General features: G+C 64.0%; 14 protein-coding genes, 1 tRNA gene and 1 riboswitch. Of the genes, 8 read left to right on the plus strand and 7 right to left on the minus strand.

Annotated features, from left to right (window positions below):
• Positions 1 to 8: 8 nt before the first annotated feature.
• Positions 9 to 82, minus strand: a tRNA-Gly gene (locus JQ597_RS16615).
• A 151-nt stretch (positions 83 to 233) separates the two neighbouring features.
• On the opposite strand from JQ597_RS16615, the gene JQ597_RS16620 reads away from it, so the two are divergent.
• From JQ597_RS16620 to JQ597_RS16645, 6 genes are all read left to right on the plus strand, one after another.
• A complete protein-coding gene (locus tag JQ597_RS16620) occupies positions 234 to 812 on the plus strand; it encodes a methylated-DNA--[protein]-cysteine S-methyltransferase (protein WP_212265323.1) in 579 nt (192 codons plus the stop codon).
• A 9-nt stretch (positions 813 to 821) separates the two neighbouring features.
• Positions 822 to 1,661: a helix-turn-helix transcriptional regulator gene (locus tag JQ597_RS16625; RefSeq protein ID WP_212265324.1), complete on the plus strand. Its 840-nt coding sequence runs from the start codon at positions 822 to 824 to the stop codon at positions 1,659 to 1,661.
• Between the two features lie 58 nt (positions 1,662 to 1,719).
• Positions 1,720 to 2,079, plus strand: coding sequence for a VOC family protein (locus tag JQ597_RS16630; RefSeq protein ID WP_212265325.1), 360 nt, complete (start codon positions 1,720 to 1,722; stop codon positions 2,077 to 2,079).
• Positions 2,080 to 2,220: 141 nt separating this feature from the next.
• On the plus strand, positions 2,221 to 2,622 hold the full coding sequence (locus JQ597_RS16635) for an SRPBCC family protein (RefSeq protein ID WP_212265326.1): 402 nt from the start codon (positions 2,221 to 2,223) through the stop codon (positions 2,620 to 2,622).
• Complete coding sequence (locus tag JQ597_RS16640; RefSeq protein WP_212265327.1) at positions 2,619 to 3,149, plus strand: hypothetical protein; 531 nt, start codon at positions 2,619 to 2,621, stop codon at positions 3,147 to 3,149. The genes JQ597_RS16635 and JQ597_RS16640 overlap by 4 nt, the downstream gene beginning before the upstream one ends.
• Positions 3,150 to 3,247: 98 nt before the next feature.
• The gene (locus JQ597_RS16645; protein WP_212265328.1) at positions 3,248 to 3,718 is read left to right on the plus strand and encodes a hypothetical protein; all 471 of its coding nucleotides are present in this window, start codon (positions 3,248 to 3,250) and stop codon (positions 3,716 to 3,718) included.
• 1 nt (position 3,719) lies between these two features.
• Here the strand turns inward: JQ597_RS16645 and JQ597_RS16650 are convergent, their stop codons facing one another.
• From JQ597_RS16650 to JQ597_RS16660, 3 genes are all read right to left on the minus strand, one after another.
• Positions 3,720 to 5,162 carry an MATE family efflux transporter gene (locus JQ597_RS16650; RefSeq protein WP_212265329.1) on the minus strand — a complete coding sequence of 481 codons (1,443 nt, stop codon included), beginning with the start codon at positions 5,160 to 5,162 and terminating at the stop codon, positions 3,720 to 3,722.
• Between the two features lie 163 nt (positions 5,163 to 5,325).
• Positions 5,326 to 6,375 carry a hypothetical protein gene (locus tag JQ597_RS16655; protein WP_212265330.1) on the minus strand — a complete coding sequence of 350 codons (1,050 nt, stop codon included), beginning with the start codon at positions 6,373 to 6,375 and terminating at the stop codon, positions 5,326 to 5,328.
• Positions 6,376 to 6,545: 170 nt separating this feature from the next.
• Positions 6,546 to 7,694, minus strand: coding sequence for a 2'-deoxycytidine 5'-triphosphate deaminase (locus tag JQ597_RS16660; protein WP_249133844.1), 1,149 nt, complete (start codon positions 7,692 to 7,694; stop codon positions 6,546 to 6,548).
• Positions 7,695 to 7,772: 78 nt separating this feature from the next.
• Positions 7,773 to 7,852, plus strand: a riboswitch (SAM riboswitch).
• 72 nt (positions 7,853 to 7,924) lie between these two features.
• Here JQ597_RS16660 and JQ597_RS16665 point away from each other — a divergent pair.
• On the plus strand, positions 7,925 to 9,118 hold the full coding sequence (locus JQ597_RS16665; protein ID WP_212265332.1) for an O-succinylhomoserine sulfhydrylase: 1,194 nt from the start codon (positions 7,925 to 7,927) through the stop codon (positions 9,116 to 9,118).
• A 178-nt stretch (positions 9,119 to 9,296) separates the two neighbouring features.
• Here the strand turns inward: JQ597_RS16665 and JQ597_RS16670 are convergent, their stop codons facing one another.
• From JQ597_RS16670 to JQ597_RS16680, 3 genes are read right to left on the minus strand one after another with little or no spacing between them, the layout of a single operon-like run.
• Complete coding sequence (locus JQ597_RS16670; protein ID WP_212265333.1) at positions 9,297 to 10,322, minus strand: SGNH/GDSL hydrolase family protein; 1,026 nt, start codon at positions 10,320 to 10,322, stop codon at positions 9,297 to 9,299.
• A 13-nt stretch (positions 10,323 to 10,335) separates the two neighbouring features.
• Positions 10,336 to 11,094, minus strand: a complete 759-nt coding sequence (locus tag JQ597_RS16675) for an SGNH/GDSL hydrolase family protein (protein ID WP_212265334.1) — start codon at positions 11,092 to 11,094, stop codon at positions 10,336 to 10,338.
• A complete protein-coding gene (locus JQ597_RS16680) occupies positions 11,094 to 12,326 on the minus strand; it encodes an OpgC domain-containing protein (protein WP_212265335.1) in 1,233 nt (410 codons plus the stop codon). The genes JQ597_RS16675 and JQ597_RS16680 overlap by 1 nt, the downstream gene beginning before the upstream one ends.
• A gap of 245 nt (positions 12,327 to 12,571) precedes the next feature.
• Here JQ597_RS16680 and apaG point away from each other — a divergent pair, with 245 nt between their 5' ends.
• Positions 12,572 to 12,964 (plus strand): Co2+/Mg2+ efflux facilitator ApaG/CorD, encoded by a 393-nt coding sequence (apaG, locus tag JQ597_RS16685; protein ID WP_212265336.1) that lies wholly within the window; start codon positions 12,572 to 12,574, stop codon positions 12,962 to 12,964.
• Positions 12,965 to 13,395: the final 431 nt, after the last annotated feature.

Raw genomic sequence — 13,395 nt, forward strand, 5'->3', positions numbered from 1 at the left:
ATTGAGAATGGAGCGGGCGAAGGGAATCGAACCCTCGTATGCAGCTTGGGAAGCTGCCGTTCTACCATTGAACTACGCCCGCGAACGCTTTTGCGCTTCCCCTGATTAGCCGACCCCGGGCGTTCCGCCAAGCGGTACCCGCGCCTTCCCGCCCCCAGGCCCTTAACGGCTTACAAAGATTCCAGATGCGCACTTTGATGACGGTGTTATGATCCTGCCGGGGTTGGTGGCGTATGGCGGGGCGTGGCTACAGCATTTTTGACACGGGGATCGGCCGGTGCGGGATCGCATGGGGCGAGTTCGGCGTTATGGGCGTGCAGCTCCCGGAAGCCCGCGAGATCGACACCAGGCGGCGGCTGTTCCAGCTTTATCCCGACGCCCGCGAACTTCGCCCTCCGGAGAATGTCGCCATCGCGATCGGAGGCATCGTGGCGTTGCTACGCGGCGGCTACAGCGACCTTTCCGATGTCGCGCTCGACATGACCGGGATTCCCGCCTTCAATCAGCGCGTCTATCAGCTCGCCCGCACCATCCCGCGCGGCGAGACCCGCATTTATGCCGAGGTCGCCAGTGCGCTGCGCGCCTCGGGCGCGGTGTATTCGGTGGCGCAGGCGATTGCCCGCAACCCCTTCATGATCATCGTACCCTGCCATCGCGTGCTCGAGGCCGGGCACTATGCCGACAAGATATCGCCGAACGGCGGCGCCATCTCCAAGCGCCGGCTGCTGTCGATCGAGGGCACCCACCCGACCGCCAGCAAGACCCTGTTCGACGTGCTGCTGCCGGTTGCGCCGCCGCGCCCGCCTACCTAAATTTACGGGATGGCCGCGACCACCCTGCTCGAGCGCAAATCCATTTCGGTATCCGATTTCCGCTGCAGCGCGGGACCCGGCGATAAGCCTTTTGCCGAGCTGCACCGCTGCCACTCGATTTCGTATGTCCGCAAAGGCAGTTTCGGCCTGCACTGCCGCGGCAAGTTCAGTGAATTGGTGGCGGGATCGGTGCTGATCGGCCATCCCGGCGACGAATATACCTGCACCCATGACCACGTCTGCGGCGACGAATGCCTCTCCTTCTTCCTGGGGCCGGAACTGGTGGATGCGATCAGCGAAGCCAGGGATATCTGGCAGATCGGCTCGGCGCCGCCGCTGCCGGAACTCATGGTGCTCGGCGAACTGGCGCAGGCGGCGGCAGATGGCAGCAGCGACATCGGCCTCGACGAGATCGGGCAGGTATTCGCCAGCCGCTTTGTCGAGGTGGTCTCCGGCAAGCCACGTAAAGCTGGTCCCGACGCCGCCCGCGACCGCCGCCGCGCAGTGGAAACCGCGCTGTGGATCGATGCCAATTCGCACCGCGAAATCGACCTGGAAGATGCCGCCGCGCAAGCCGGCATCAGCCCGTTCCATTTCCTGCGGCTGTTCTCGAACGTGGTCGGCGTCAGCCCGCATCAATATCTGCTGCGCTCGCGGCTGCGCCATGCGGCGCGGCGGCTCGCCGATGACGATAGCCCGATCACCGCTATCGCCTATGACGTCGGCTTCGGCGACCTCTCCAATTTCGTGCGCACGTTCCATCGGGCCGCCGGCGCCTCGCCGCTGCGGTTCCGCCAGGCCTCGCGGGGGAAGCGCAAGATTCTCCAAGAACGGCTTGCCCTCAACTAGCTAGGGTTTCTCCAGGTTGCGCGGCATTCCCGCGCGCACTTCTCACTGGAGAACAGCAATGTACGACCACATCGGATTACGCGTCGGAAACCTCGACGCCAGCGTGCGCTTCTATACGGCAGCGCTCGCACCCCTCGGCTTTGTGCTGTGCTCGCGCGACGATTCCGGCGCCGGCTTCGGCCCCAAGGGCGAACCCGCGCTTTGGCTGCACTTGCACAAGGGCGCCGCCGGCACCGGTGCCCATGTCGCGTTCCGCGCCCCAGACCATGCCGCGATCAAGCAATTCCATGCCGAGGGACTTAAGGCCGGCGGCCGCGACAATGGCGGCGCGGGAGCACGGGCCGATTACAGCCCGACCTACTACGCGGCGTTTTTGATCGATCCTGACGGCAACAACGTCGAGGCGGTGTGCACGTAGGTGCGCACCGTAGGGTGGGCAAAGCGAAGCGTACCCACCATTCAAGACAACGGTCTGGATAGATGGTGGGCACGGCGCGAAGTGCGCCTTTGCCCACCCTACAGACCGATGCCTCTCATTCTCATTCGAAGGACATCAACCATGGCTTCCATCCACAAGGACATCATCATCGACGCCAATCCCAATGACGTCTGGGACGCGGTGCGCGATTTCGGGGCGTTGCATACGCGGCTGGTGCCGGGCTTCGTGCTCGACACCCGCCTCGACGGCGACGCGCGGATCGTGACGTTTTCCAATGGCACGGTGGCGCGCGAACTTTTGGTCGATTGCGACGATGCACGGCGGCGGCTGGTTTATGCTGTCATCAGCGAACGGATCAAACAGCACAGCGCCTCGGTGCAGGTGACCGCGGAAGGCAACGGCCGCAGCCGGCTGGCCTGGACCGTCGACGTGCTGCCGCATGAAATCGCGCCTTACATGAACGCGCAGATGGATCAGGCGGCGCTGGCGATGCAGAACGCGCTTGGGAAAGCCGCGGCATGATTTCCGCGTTTCTCGAAGCGCTCGGCGCGGTCGGTCCCTCAGCCGACCGCGCCGGCAAGATGGACCTGTACGGACGCTTCATCGGCTCCTGGGATCTCGACGTCAGGCAATTCTCCGACGACGGCCGCGAGCGTCGCCGCGCCGGCGAATGGCATTTCGGCTGGGCGCTGGAAGGGCGCGCGATACAGGATGTCTGGATCGTACCGCCGCGTGGCGAAGGGCGCCACGGCGACGCCACCGCCAAGATCAATTCCTATGGCACGACGCTGCGGGTCTACGATCCCGATATCGACGCCTGGCGGATCCAGTGGACCGACCCGGTGGCGCGAAGTTTTCTGCAGATGATCGGGCGTGTTGAAGGCCATGACATCGTGCAGCACGGCACGCGGCCTGATGGACAGCTGATGCGCTGGAGTTTTTCCGAGATCACACCTAACTCGTTCCTCTGGCGCGGCGAGATCTCCGCGGACAACGGCGCGAGTTGGCGTGTCAATACCGAGTTCACCGCCCGACGCCGAGCACCGTGATCTGTCGCACAGATCAGCCTTTCGCGCGCTCCTAGCGTCACCATTTGCGCCCGGATGGCACCGCCTCCGCGGGCCGCGGCGCATTGGGAGGTCGAACCATGACTGGAGCTGACAAGGTTGTGTGTCAGGCGGCCACGCTGCTGCTGCTGTTTGCCCTGACGACGACGCCGGCGAAAGCGCAATTCGCCGGCTTCGGTGGCGGTGGCGGCGACGACATGATGACTCAGATGGCGCCGATGCTGGAAATGATGAAGGCGAAGATGGGCAAGCGCCGCTTCGGCATGATGATGCAGACCATGGGGCCGATGATGGGCCGCATGATGGAAGGTGGAGGCGGTGGTTTTGGTGGCATGATGGGCGGCGGTGGAATCCCCGGCGGCTTCGGTGGCGGCTATGGCGGCGGCATGGCCGACGGCTATGGCGTCAACATGGGCGGCATGGGCGGCGGCGACATCATGGGCATGCTCGGCGGCCCTGGCGGCGGCGAGATGATGAGCATGATTCCGCAGCTGATGCGCATGGCCAATATGGGTGGCAGCCGTCACGGCCGGCGTCATCGGCGGCGCTGAGCTACGACAGCGCCGGACGAGCCTTGGCAAGGGGACCCTGCTTCGGTCCCCACCGCGTCAGGATCACGCTTGCGCAGGACAGCAGACCGAGCAGCATCATCGATGCTGCCGTCAGCATGAAGTAGTCCATGGCGGTGGCATCGTGCGTCGACAGCCACCAGCCGCCGATGATGATGAACACCAGCCGCGCGGTCTGCGCCAGCACGGGGCCGAGCACCTTGGCCGCGCCCTGCGATGAAAAATAGCAGGTCGTGGCGAGGCCGAGGAAGGCATACATCGGCGCCGCCGTAGACAGATACTGCCGGCTTGCGGCGCGCACGCCCGCATTGTCGGTGAAGAGATTGACCCAGATGTCGGGGAAGATCGCGATCAAGGTCGCAAGCGCGCCGACCCCGACAAAGGCCACGCCTCCCGCGATCCAGCAGATCCTGCGGGCCCGCGCGATGCGCTGCGCGCCGATCGCCATGCCGACCATCGGCACCGTCGCGATGCCGACCGCAAAGGCGATCGACGTCAGCATGAATTCGAGCCGCGCGCCGATGCCGTAACCGGCCAGGATCTCGGTGCCGAAACCCGCCAGCATGTAGGTGAATATGCTGATCGTCAGCACCGACTGCAGCGGCGAGAAGCAGGCGATGGCGCCGACCTTGAGGATGTCGATGAACATCGCCCAGCGAATCCGCAGGCCGATGAGCTTGGGAACGACGCGCGCACGGCCGGAAAACAGATACCACGTCATCACGGAGATGCTGACCATAAAGGCGATCAGCGAACCGGCGGCGACGCCGCGCATGCCGAATTGCGGAATCGGCCCGAGGCCGAGACCGAGCGTGCCGCCAAGGATGATCTGGCAGACGGCGGAAATGAGCATCAGCAGCGACGGCAATTTCATGTTGCCGGTGCCGCGCAGGATGCCGGCCATCGTGTTCATCAGCCACGGCACGACGGCGCCGCCGAAAAATATCTGCGTGTAGCCGATCGCCTGCGCCAGCACGTTGCCGCGGCCGCCGAGCAATTCCAGCAACTTGGGGCCGAAGATCAGCATGCCCAGCATGAAGACGAGCCCGAAGCAGAGGCCGATCAGCAAGGCATGCGCGGCAAGCACCGACGCCCGCTCGGTATCACCGGCACCGAGCGCGCGCGCGATCGCCGACGCAACGCCGCCGCCCATGGCGCCACCTGACATCGTCATGGTCAGGATCACGCAGGGAAACACCAGCGCCATCGCGGCCAGCGATTCCACCCCTAACCGGCCGATATAGGACGTCTCGGCGATCACCACGCAGGTGCCGGCCGAGAGCGCAATGACGTTGGGCCAGGCGAGCCACAGCAGCGTGCGCAGGATCGGACCGTCGATCAGCGCGTTCTTCGCCGGCGGCGGCGGTGGCGGCAGCGGACGTTCTTCCTCGTCGACGGGAATTTCGGCAACGCCGATATCGGACATTTCTGCTCCCGCGCGCGAAAGGCAACCTTAAGGTCGCGCGCCCATTCAATATTTTGGGCGCATTATCTCGCTGCGCCGAGCTGTTTCCTAGCACGGCAAGGCCTGATTCCGCGTGCGCGCAACGCAATGGGGCCCTGCGCGATTGCAGGCGAGCGCGCTCTCTTTAGCCGATCGACCAGACGAACGGTGCCTTTCCGCCGGTTGGCGGCTTCAAATGGACCGGAATATGGCGGCCGCAGCCGGCCGCCAGACCCTCGAACAATCCCTGCAGGACACTGGCGCAGGCCGGGTGATAATCGCCGACATCGGCCATCAGCTTCCAGCTCTGCTGCCGGATTTCGAACGTACCGTCGGACTCGCTGATCTCAACCGCATCATCCTGCGCCTCGAACAGCGCACGCAGGAAGCTGGCAAATTCCTTCGGCCCGCCGCGGCGCGCCCCGAGGTTTTGCGCGATCTCGTCGAAATATTGCATGCCGATCAGCTTGCCGGTGAGGTGCAACAGATATCGGGCGTCCTCCGGGCCGAAGCATTGCACCATCACGGGAGCCGCGGTCTTCACATATTCCATCGCATAGTTGCGATAGGCCTTTTCCAAACGCGGCTTCGGCCAGCTTGCAACAGGCAATGCCGGCGCGGTGGCGGGATCGAAGCGCGGCGCTTCGAGATGCCGCGCGAACACCATCCGCGCATCAAGGTCCAGCGGATGATCATATTCGCAGTAATAGCCTTCGAGGCCGTCCTGGCCGTCGACGCTTTGCTTCGTGCAGACGAAGCCGAGATTGAGATTGCCGAGCGCCACGCCGTTATTGCCGTGCCATCCGCGCAGCATCGCGCGCGACACTTCGCCGGGCACGCCGCAGATCGCGGTGCCACGCCAGATCCAGCGCGGCGGCGGATAACGGATCCAGGCCTTGCGATCGGTCTCGTACATGTATTCGACATGAACGCCGCCGATCCAGTTGGAGAGATAGTGATACTGCGCCGCCGCGACCGCCGGCGGCAGATGGCTGAGCCCGAGTTTTTCCAGCCCCGGCAGGAAGCGTTCCTGCTGCTGGCGGCGAAACACCCGGAACACGAACTCGGCGGCGTCTGCGGTGCCGCGGCGGGAGACGACGGTGAGAACGAGGCCGGTGAAAAACGCGTGATAGAGATCAGCGATGCTGCGCCACTTCGCCCATTGCGCTTCCCGGGCTGCTTGCTCGCCGCTCATGTTCTCTCCCGCCTTCATTCGTTGTCGGCGACGAGCATATATCAGCCGTCATTGCGAGCGCCAGCGAAGCAAGCCATGCCACTACGCGTGGAGAGCATGGATTGCTTCTTCGCTAACGCTCCCTTGCGCAAACGCTTCGCGTTTGTCGCAGGCAATGACGAGGGTGAGAATTACAGCCGGAAATGCTTGCTCAGCTTCAGGCCCTGCGCCTGATAGTTCGAGCCGATGCGCTGTCCGTACATGGCGTCGGGCCGCGCCAGCATCTTTTCATAGACCAGACGGCCGACGATCTGGCCGTGCTCGAGGATGAACGGCACTTCGCGCGAGCGCACTTCCAGGACGGCGCGCGAGCCCTGCCCGCCGGCGCCGGCATAGCCGAAGCCGGGATCGAAAAAGCCGGCATAATGCACGCGGAATTCGCCGACCAGAGGATCGAACGGCACCATCTCGGCGGCGTAATCCGGCGGAATCTGCACCGCCTCTTTCGAGGCCAGAATATAGAACTCGCCGGGATCGAGGATCAGGCTGCCGTCCGGGCGCGCCGCGATCGGCTCCCAGAATTCATCGACCGCATAGCCGCCGCGGCGGTCGACATCGACCACGCCGGTGTGGCGCTTGGCGCGGTAGCCGACAAAACCGCCGGAATTCGCGCCGCTCAGATCGACGCTCAGCGCCACGCCATTGGCGAGATCGGCGTCGTCGATATCGACCAGCCGCTCGGCCTCATGCAGCGCGTCCAGCTCGTCCGCGTTGAGGATGGCGTCGCCGGTGCGGAAGCGCACTTGGGACAGCCGGGATCCCTCGCGCAGCAGCACTGGAAACGTCTTCGGGCTGATCTCGGCATAGAGCGGCCCGTGATAGCCGGCGCCGATCATGTCGAAGCGGCGGGTGCCGTCCGCGATCACGCGGGTGAACACGTCGAGCCGCCCGGTCGAGCTCTTGGGGTTGGCGGCGGCGACGATCTCCGGCGGCAGCGCGAGGCTCTCCAGCAGCGGCACGATGTAGACGCAGTTGGTTTCCAGCACCGCCCCGTCAGTGAGGTCGATCTCGTGCAGTTTCAGCTCGTCGATACGCTCGGCGACCGTCGCACCCGGCCCCGGGAGGAAGCTCGCGCGCACCCGGTAGGCGATGTCGCCGAGGCGCAGATCAAGGCTCGCGGGCTGGATCTGGCTCTCGACAAAGGGATAGGCCGGCAGGATCAGGCCCGCATCCGCCATCGCCGCGATCATGCGGTCGGGCAGAATTCCGTTGGCGTCGGGCGGCAGCGTGAAAGGCACGGCGGTCCTCAAGGGAGCCCGGGAGGATGACCCAGATGTCATCCAAACCTCATAAATATGGGCATTTAGGGGTTATCCGATGGCTGGCTTGACGAAAAGGGCGCGAGGGAATATCAGCATGACTTATCCCGTGGTGATTTGAGCCGGCCGGCTTGCAGCCACGTTAAATAAGTCGCTAAACAGGCCGGGGACACGTGTGATCCCGGCCTGTGGAAATTTTTCCAGGCCGGTTTTTTGTGACCATTTTCAATGGTGGTCACGACGGAGGTCACATGCCTGAGGCTAAGTCTACCACCCGCTATCGTCCCGAAACCCGCCTTGTCCATGGCGGCACACTACGCTCGCAGTTCGGCGAGACGTCCGAGGCGCTGTTCCTCACCCAGGGCTACGTCTACGACAGCGCGGAGCAGTGCGAGGCCCGATTCAAGGGCGAGGAGCCCGGCTTTATCTATTCGCGCTATTCCAATCCGACGATCGAGATGTTCGAGCGCCGCATGATCCAACTCGAGGGCGCGGAAGCCGCGCGCTCCACCGCGACCGGCATGGCCGCGGTGGCGACCGCGATCCTCGCGCCGCTCCGGGCCGGCGATCACGTGGTCGCTTCGAAAGCCCTGTTCGGCTCCTGCCTTTACGTGGTGCAGGATCTCCTGCCGCGCTACGGGATCGAGACGACGCTGGTCGACGGTCTTGATCTCGACCAGTGGCAGCGCGCGTTGCGGCCGAACACCAAGTCCTTCTTCCTGGAGAGCCCGACCAATCCGACGCTCGACGTGCTCGACATCCCGGCGATTGCCGAGATCGCGCACAGTGGCGGCGCACGGTTGATCGTGGACAATGTGTTCGCCACGCCGATCTGGCAGAGCCCGCTGACGCTCGGCGCCGACGTCGTTGTCTACTCCGCCACCAAGCACATCGACGGCCAGGGCCGCTGCCTCGGCGGCATCATCCTGGCCTCGGAAGCGTTCGTCGCCGAGCACCTCCATAACTTCATGCGCCATACCGGCCCGTCGATGTCGCCGTTCAACGCCTGGGTGCTGCTCAAGGGACTGGAGACGCTGGCGGTACGTGTACGCGCGCAGACCGAGACCGCGGGCAAGGTGGCCGATGCGCTGGCGAAGCATCCGAAGATTTCGCGGCTGATCTATCCCGGCCGTGCCGATCATCCGCAGGCCGAACTGGTGAAGCGGCAGATGCGCGCCGGCTCGACCTTGGTCGGCTTCGAGGTCAAGGGCGGCAAGCAGGCCGCGTTCCGCTGCCTCAACGCGCTGCAGATCTCGCGGATCTCGAACAATCTCGGCGACGCCAAGAGCCTCGTCACCCATCCGCCGACCACGACGCATCAGCGTCTGACGCCGGAGGCGCGCGCCGAACTCGGCATCAGCGAGGGCTTCATTCGCTTCTCCGCCGGGCTCGAGCATGCGGATGACCTGATCGAGGATTTCGAGGCCGCGCTGGAGAAGGCGTGAGGTAGCTGCACGCGTAGCCACACAACAGGTGTCGTCCCGGCCTTGAGCCGGGACCCATAACCACAGGGCGTTGTGAGTTAGGGAAGTCGTCGACCACTGCCTTTTAGCCGCACGGTCGCGGCGTATGGGTCCCGGCGTTCGCCGGGACGACGGCGGTGTGTAACGGCAACAGCCGCAATCACATCGGCCGGTACGTCCGGACGTTCGACGGCACGTTGACGCCGAGCTTGATCTGGCCGACCGAGCGGATGATGTCGTCGCCGAGCAGCTGCGCGAAGCAGGCGTAGCCCCAGTCGCTCATGTGCAGGCCGTCGGCGATGACGAAATTGTCCATCGGGATCGCCTGCTTCTCGTGCCAGTCGCGCATCACCTCGAAGCGCGGGAAGATACCGACCTTGCGCAGTTCGGCGACCTTGTTGAGCAGGTTGATCATCTTGCCCGCGCTCTCCGCGCGTTCGTTGACGCGCGGCGAATATTGCGGATCGATCAGCACCAGATCGGCGCCGGTCGCCTGAATGCGCGCGACACCGTCTTCCACCAGCTTGATGGTCTCAGCCGGATCGAGATTGCGCAGCACGGCATTGGTGCCGACCTGCCAGATCACCAGGTCCGGATGCATGTCGATGACCGAGGTCTGCAGCCGCTTCATCATTTCAGGCGCGTCCTCGCCGCCCTGGCCGCGATTGATCACGGTGATGTCGGCGGTCGGATATTGCCGGTGCAGCTGCGCTGCGAGGCGGTTGGGATAGTTGAATTCCGGCGAGGTCGCGCCGAAGCCCGCGGTCGACGACGATCCGAACGCGATGATCACCACCGGCTCGCCCGCGGCGAGCTTGCCCGCGACACGCGGCAGCGATCCCATCTTTTTGGCGCCACCCTTCGGCGGCAGGCAGGGAACACGGCTGAAAATGTCGGCGGCCGATTTCGCGACCTCTTTGGCCTTGTCGATCGCCTTGCCGGTAACGCTCCTTTGCGCCGCCGGACCGGACGGCTCGGCGGCCGCCACGCTGCCCGCACCCGTGGTCGGCGCCGCCGGCGGTTTGGCGGCTTCAGTTTTGGCCGTGTCGGACAGCGTCGCCTGCTGGGCGGTCTGGGTCGCCTGCGCCTGCACCGGCAAAACGGACGCCGGCATCATCAGCACCGTCGCCGCGATGGCGAACGCTGCCAGCGATGTCGACGGCAAAAAAGGGCAGTAACGACTCATTTACGCTAGTTCCTCAATTCTGCTGGGCCGGGTTCACATGCGCCGCGTCGATCACGAATTTCGACAGCGCGCGGCCGAGGCAATCGTGCACCCGCTTGGCAAGGTCAGGGCCATGCGACGTGCTGGACAGGTCGAAGTCTCCCGCGTCGCTCCAGTGCCGCATCATGGAGAAGCGGTCGAACAGGGGAACGTCGTGCTGCTGCGCCACCACGCGCATATTATCCAGGTAGGGCGGCGCGGAAATCATCGTTTCAGTGCGCGGGCTGTATTGCAGATTCATCAGGATCACGTCGGCCCCCGCCTTCTGCAAGGCAGCCACACCCTCTTCAACACCGGCGCGGAAATCATCGGGATCGATCGATCGGATAGCATCGTAGGTGCCGGTCTGCCAGATAACCAAAGTAGGCTTTCTTACTTCCACGAGCTTAACAAGTCCGCCAGCGACCTCTTCGGCCGTCTTCTTGACCTGTAGTTCTACGGATACGTTCACCGCGACCTTCGGAAGCGCCTCCTTCAACATGACCTGCAGCCGGCCAGGATAGGCGCTGGCTTCGGACGCCGCGATGGTCGACGACCGGCTGCCCACCACCAGAATCTCCAGCCGGCGGTCGCCGGCAATGGCCGTCTCGACCTTAGGCAACTTACTCTCGGACGTCAGCAGATAGGCCGGAACCTCGCAATTGGCAGGGGCATCCTCGGCGCGCACGGGAGCCACGGCCAGCAAGCCGGCAATCAAGGTCAGCCCCAGGATCATCACCGGGTTGGACTTCATCAGCCCCCTCCCGCCATATCGGCGTTGCCAACAGCGCCCTTTTTCTTCGAGGCATTCTTGTCGGCGGAATGCTTGTACCACGAAATGACCCACGCCATGCCGGACATGATGAGTACCCCGACGACGCTGATCAGGAAATGCAGGCCCGCTCCACCGGAGATTTCGGCCAGCACGAAATGCCCCGCGAAGGCGAGGAAGACGCCGAGGCAGAATATCTCAAGCGAATGCTGCCCGCACAGGATCAATGGTCGCAGCCAGGGTGATTTCAGCCCCGGCCAGTCCTTGTGCAGGAAGCGCACGGTGAGCGCCGCCAGCGCCAGGAAGTGCGCGAACCGCAGCACATCCAGGTCGGTCTTGGTGATCGGGTACATCCACTGCTCGATCAGCTTCGGCATGAAGCGGCTCAGTTGCGGGATGTGCCAGGTCAGCGTGACGAAGAAGGCGGCCAGCAGATAGGCAATGCAGATCCACATCGTGATCCTCGAGGAGAGGATCGCCGACATCCGCTCGGCGCCGCCGAGCGCGCACCAGGCGCCGAACACGAACAGCAATTGCCATGCGAACGGATTGAAGGCCCAGAATCCGTTCGGATAGGCCGACAGGTACAGATCGAAGTGCCAGGTCGCCGCGTAGAGCGCCACCGACAGCGCCAGCGAGACGTCGGGCCGCCACTTCATCAGCCACAGGATGAGGGGCAGGAACAGCATCAGCACGATATAGAGCGGCAGCACGTCCATGTTGACGGGACGGAATCGCAGCAGCAGCGCCTGGATGATCGTGACATCCGGCTGCTTGAGGAAATCCATGATCCCCATTTCTTCCGAATACAGCGGGTTGTTGAAATTGGTGGCGACGTAGGAAATCTCCGCCAGGAAGATCGTGAACAGGAACACATGCGCCACGTAGATCTGCCAGACCCGCCGCATGATGCGGGCGGTGGCGATCACGAAGCCGGATTCCAGCATGGCGCGGCCATAGACGAACGCCGCGGTATAGCCGGAGATGAAGATGAAGATCTCGGTGGCGTCGGAAAAGCCGTAATTGCGGATCGTGAACCAGGTCAGGATGTTCGCCGGCAAATGATCGATGAAGATCAGCCACAGCGCCAGGCCGCGAAACAGATCGAGCCGCAATTCGCGCTCGCCGGCCGCCGGCAGCGTGATCGCCGGCGCGGAGGTTACCGCGGCGTTACTCACGGATGGTCCGGTAATTTGATCGGCAATGGACGACATCGGGCACCGTTTTGGCAGCGAATCTGACGCAAATTGCACGGCACGAGGGCACAATATCGGCCCCCCAAGCACGCAAGACAAGCCAGATACGGCGATCTGGACCGCGCGGGTGCGCCTTAGGGCGAAACTGTGTTGAAACAAGGATGGAATAGCGTGGACGCCCCGCCCCTGCCGGCCGGCCCCGCGATTGGTTCCATCGGCTTTCTTGGCTATGATGCGGCACAGGATTCTGGAAGCTTTTATTCATGTACCGCGCCGTCACCCGTCAGATCGAAGTCACCGTCGAACCTAACTTCATGCCGGACCACCCGTCGGTCGCGAAGGGCCAGTATTTCTGGTCCTACACCATCGTCATCACCAATTCCGGCAATGAGACCGTGCAGCTGCGGACGCGGCACTGGATCATCACCGACGCCACCGGCCGCAAGCAGGAAGTCCGCGGCGAAGGCGTGGTCGGCGAGCAGCCGGTGCTGGCCCCCGGCGAACGCTTCGAATACACCTCCGGAGTGCCGCTCCCCACCGCGTCCGGCTTCATGACCGGGCGCTATCAGATGGTCAACGAAAGCGGCGAGAAATTCGAGATCGACGTGCCGACGTTTTCGCTGGATAGCCCGGATAACAAGCGGGTGTTGAATTAGGGGGCACTTGTCTCACCTCCTCACCGCGCGTCGTCCCGGCGAACGCCGGGACCCATACGCCGCGGCGGTTGTTGTTTGCAGAAGGTCTCTAACGCCACGCTCCAATTGATAGGCCGCGGCGTATGGGTCCCGGCTCAAGGCCGGGACGACACCGGTGTTAGTTGATGCACTGAGCACTGAACACACCTTTGCGTTCTCGCGGCGCGATGCGCCCGAGCTTTGCTGGAAACTTCCCGCCCTCTCATCGAGAGGGCGCAGGGAAGACCGGGTGCGCGCTGCACCCGCGGTCCCGTGTGCGGTTTGCACAAAACAAAGTGCACACGAGCATACAGGGCAGCGGAGAACACCCGGCCTTCCCTGCGCAATGGCTTTACGGCTTATGCCGTGATCTCCCCGGAGACGAGTTCTTGGTTGACTCCGTCGCCGCCGTT

This window comes from Bradyrhizobium sp. AUGA SZCCT0177 (assembly GCF_018130125.1).
Taxonomy (GTDB): Bacteria; Pseudomonadota; Alphaproteobacteria; order Rhizobiales; family Xanthobacteraceae; genus Bradyrhizobium.

Bases quoted from the DNA above. Each gene is read 5' to 3' on its own strand.
- JQ597_RS16620 (WP_212265323.1), top strand. From the start codon at position 234: ATGGCGGGGCGTGGCTACAGCATTTTTGACACGGGGATCGGCCGGTGC.
- JQ597_RS16645 (WP_212265328.1), top strand. From the start codon at position 3,248: ATGACTGGAGCTGACAAGGTTGTGTGTCAGGCGGCCACGCTGCTGCTG.
- JQ597_RS16660 (WP_249133844.1), bottom strand. From the start codon at position 7,694: ATGACATCTGGGTCATCCTCCCGGGCTCCCTTGAGGACCGCCGTGCCT.
- JQ597_RS16625 (WP_212265324.1), top strand. From the start codon at position 822: ATGGCCGCGACCACCCTGCTCGAGCGCAAATCCATTTCGGTATCCGAT.
- JQ597_RS16630 (WP_212265325.1), top strand. From the start codon at position 1,720: ATGTACGACCACATCGGATTACGCGTCGGAAACCTCGACGCCAGCGTG.
- JQ597_RS16640 (WP_212265327.1), top strand. From the start codon at position 2,619: ATGATTTCCGCGTTTCTCGAAGCGCTCGGCGCGGTCGGTCCCTCAGCC.
- JQ597_RS16675 (WP_212265334.1), bottom strand. From the start codon at position 11,094: ATGAAGTCCAACCCGGTGATGATCCTGGGGCTGACCTTGATTGCCGGC.
- JQ597_RS16635 (WP_212265326.1), top strand. From the start codon at position 2,221: ATGGCTTCCATCCACAAGGACATCATCATCGACGCCAATCCCAATGAC.
- apaG (WP_212265336.1), top strand. From the start codon at position 12,572: ATGTACCGCGCCGTCACCCGTCAGATCGAAGTCACCGTCGAACCTAAC.
- JQ597_RS16650 (WP_212265329.1), bottom strand. From the start codon at position 5,162: ATGTCCGATATCGGCGTTGCCGAAATTCCCGTCGACGAGGAAGAACGT.
- JQ597_RS16665 (WP_212265332.1), top strand. From the start codon at position 7,925: ATGCCTGAGGCTAAGTCTACCACCCGCTATCGTCCCGAAACCCGCCTT.
- JQ597_RS16655 (WP_212265330.1), bottom strand. From the start codon at position 6,375: ATGAGCGGCGAGCAAGCAGCCCGGGAAGCGCAATGGGCGAAGTGGCGC.
- JQ597_RS16680 (WP_212265335.1), bottom strand. From the start codon at position 12,326: ATGTCGTCCATTGCCGATCAAATTACCGGACCATCCGTGAGTAACGCC.
- JQ597_RS16670 (WP_212265333.1), bottom strand. From the start codon at position 10,322: ATGAGTCGTTACTGCCCTTTTTTGCCGTCGACATCGCTGGCAGCGTTC.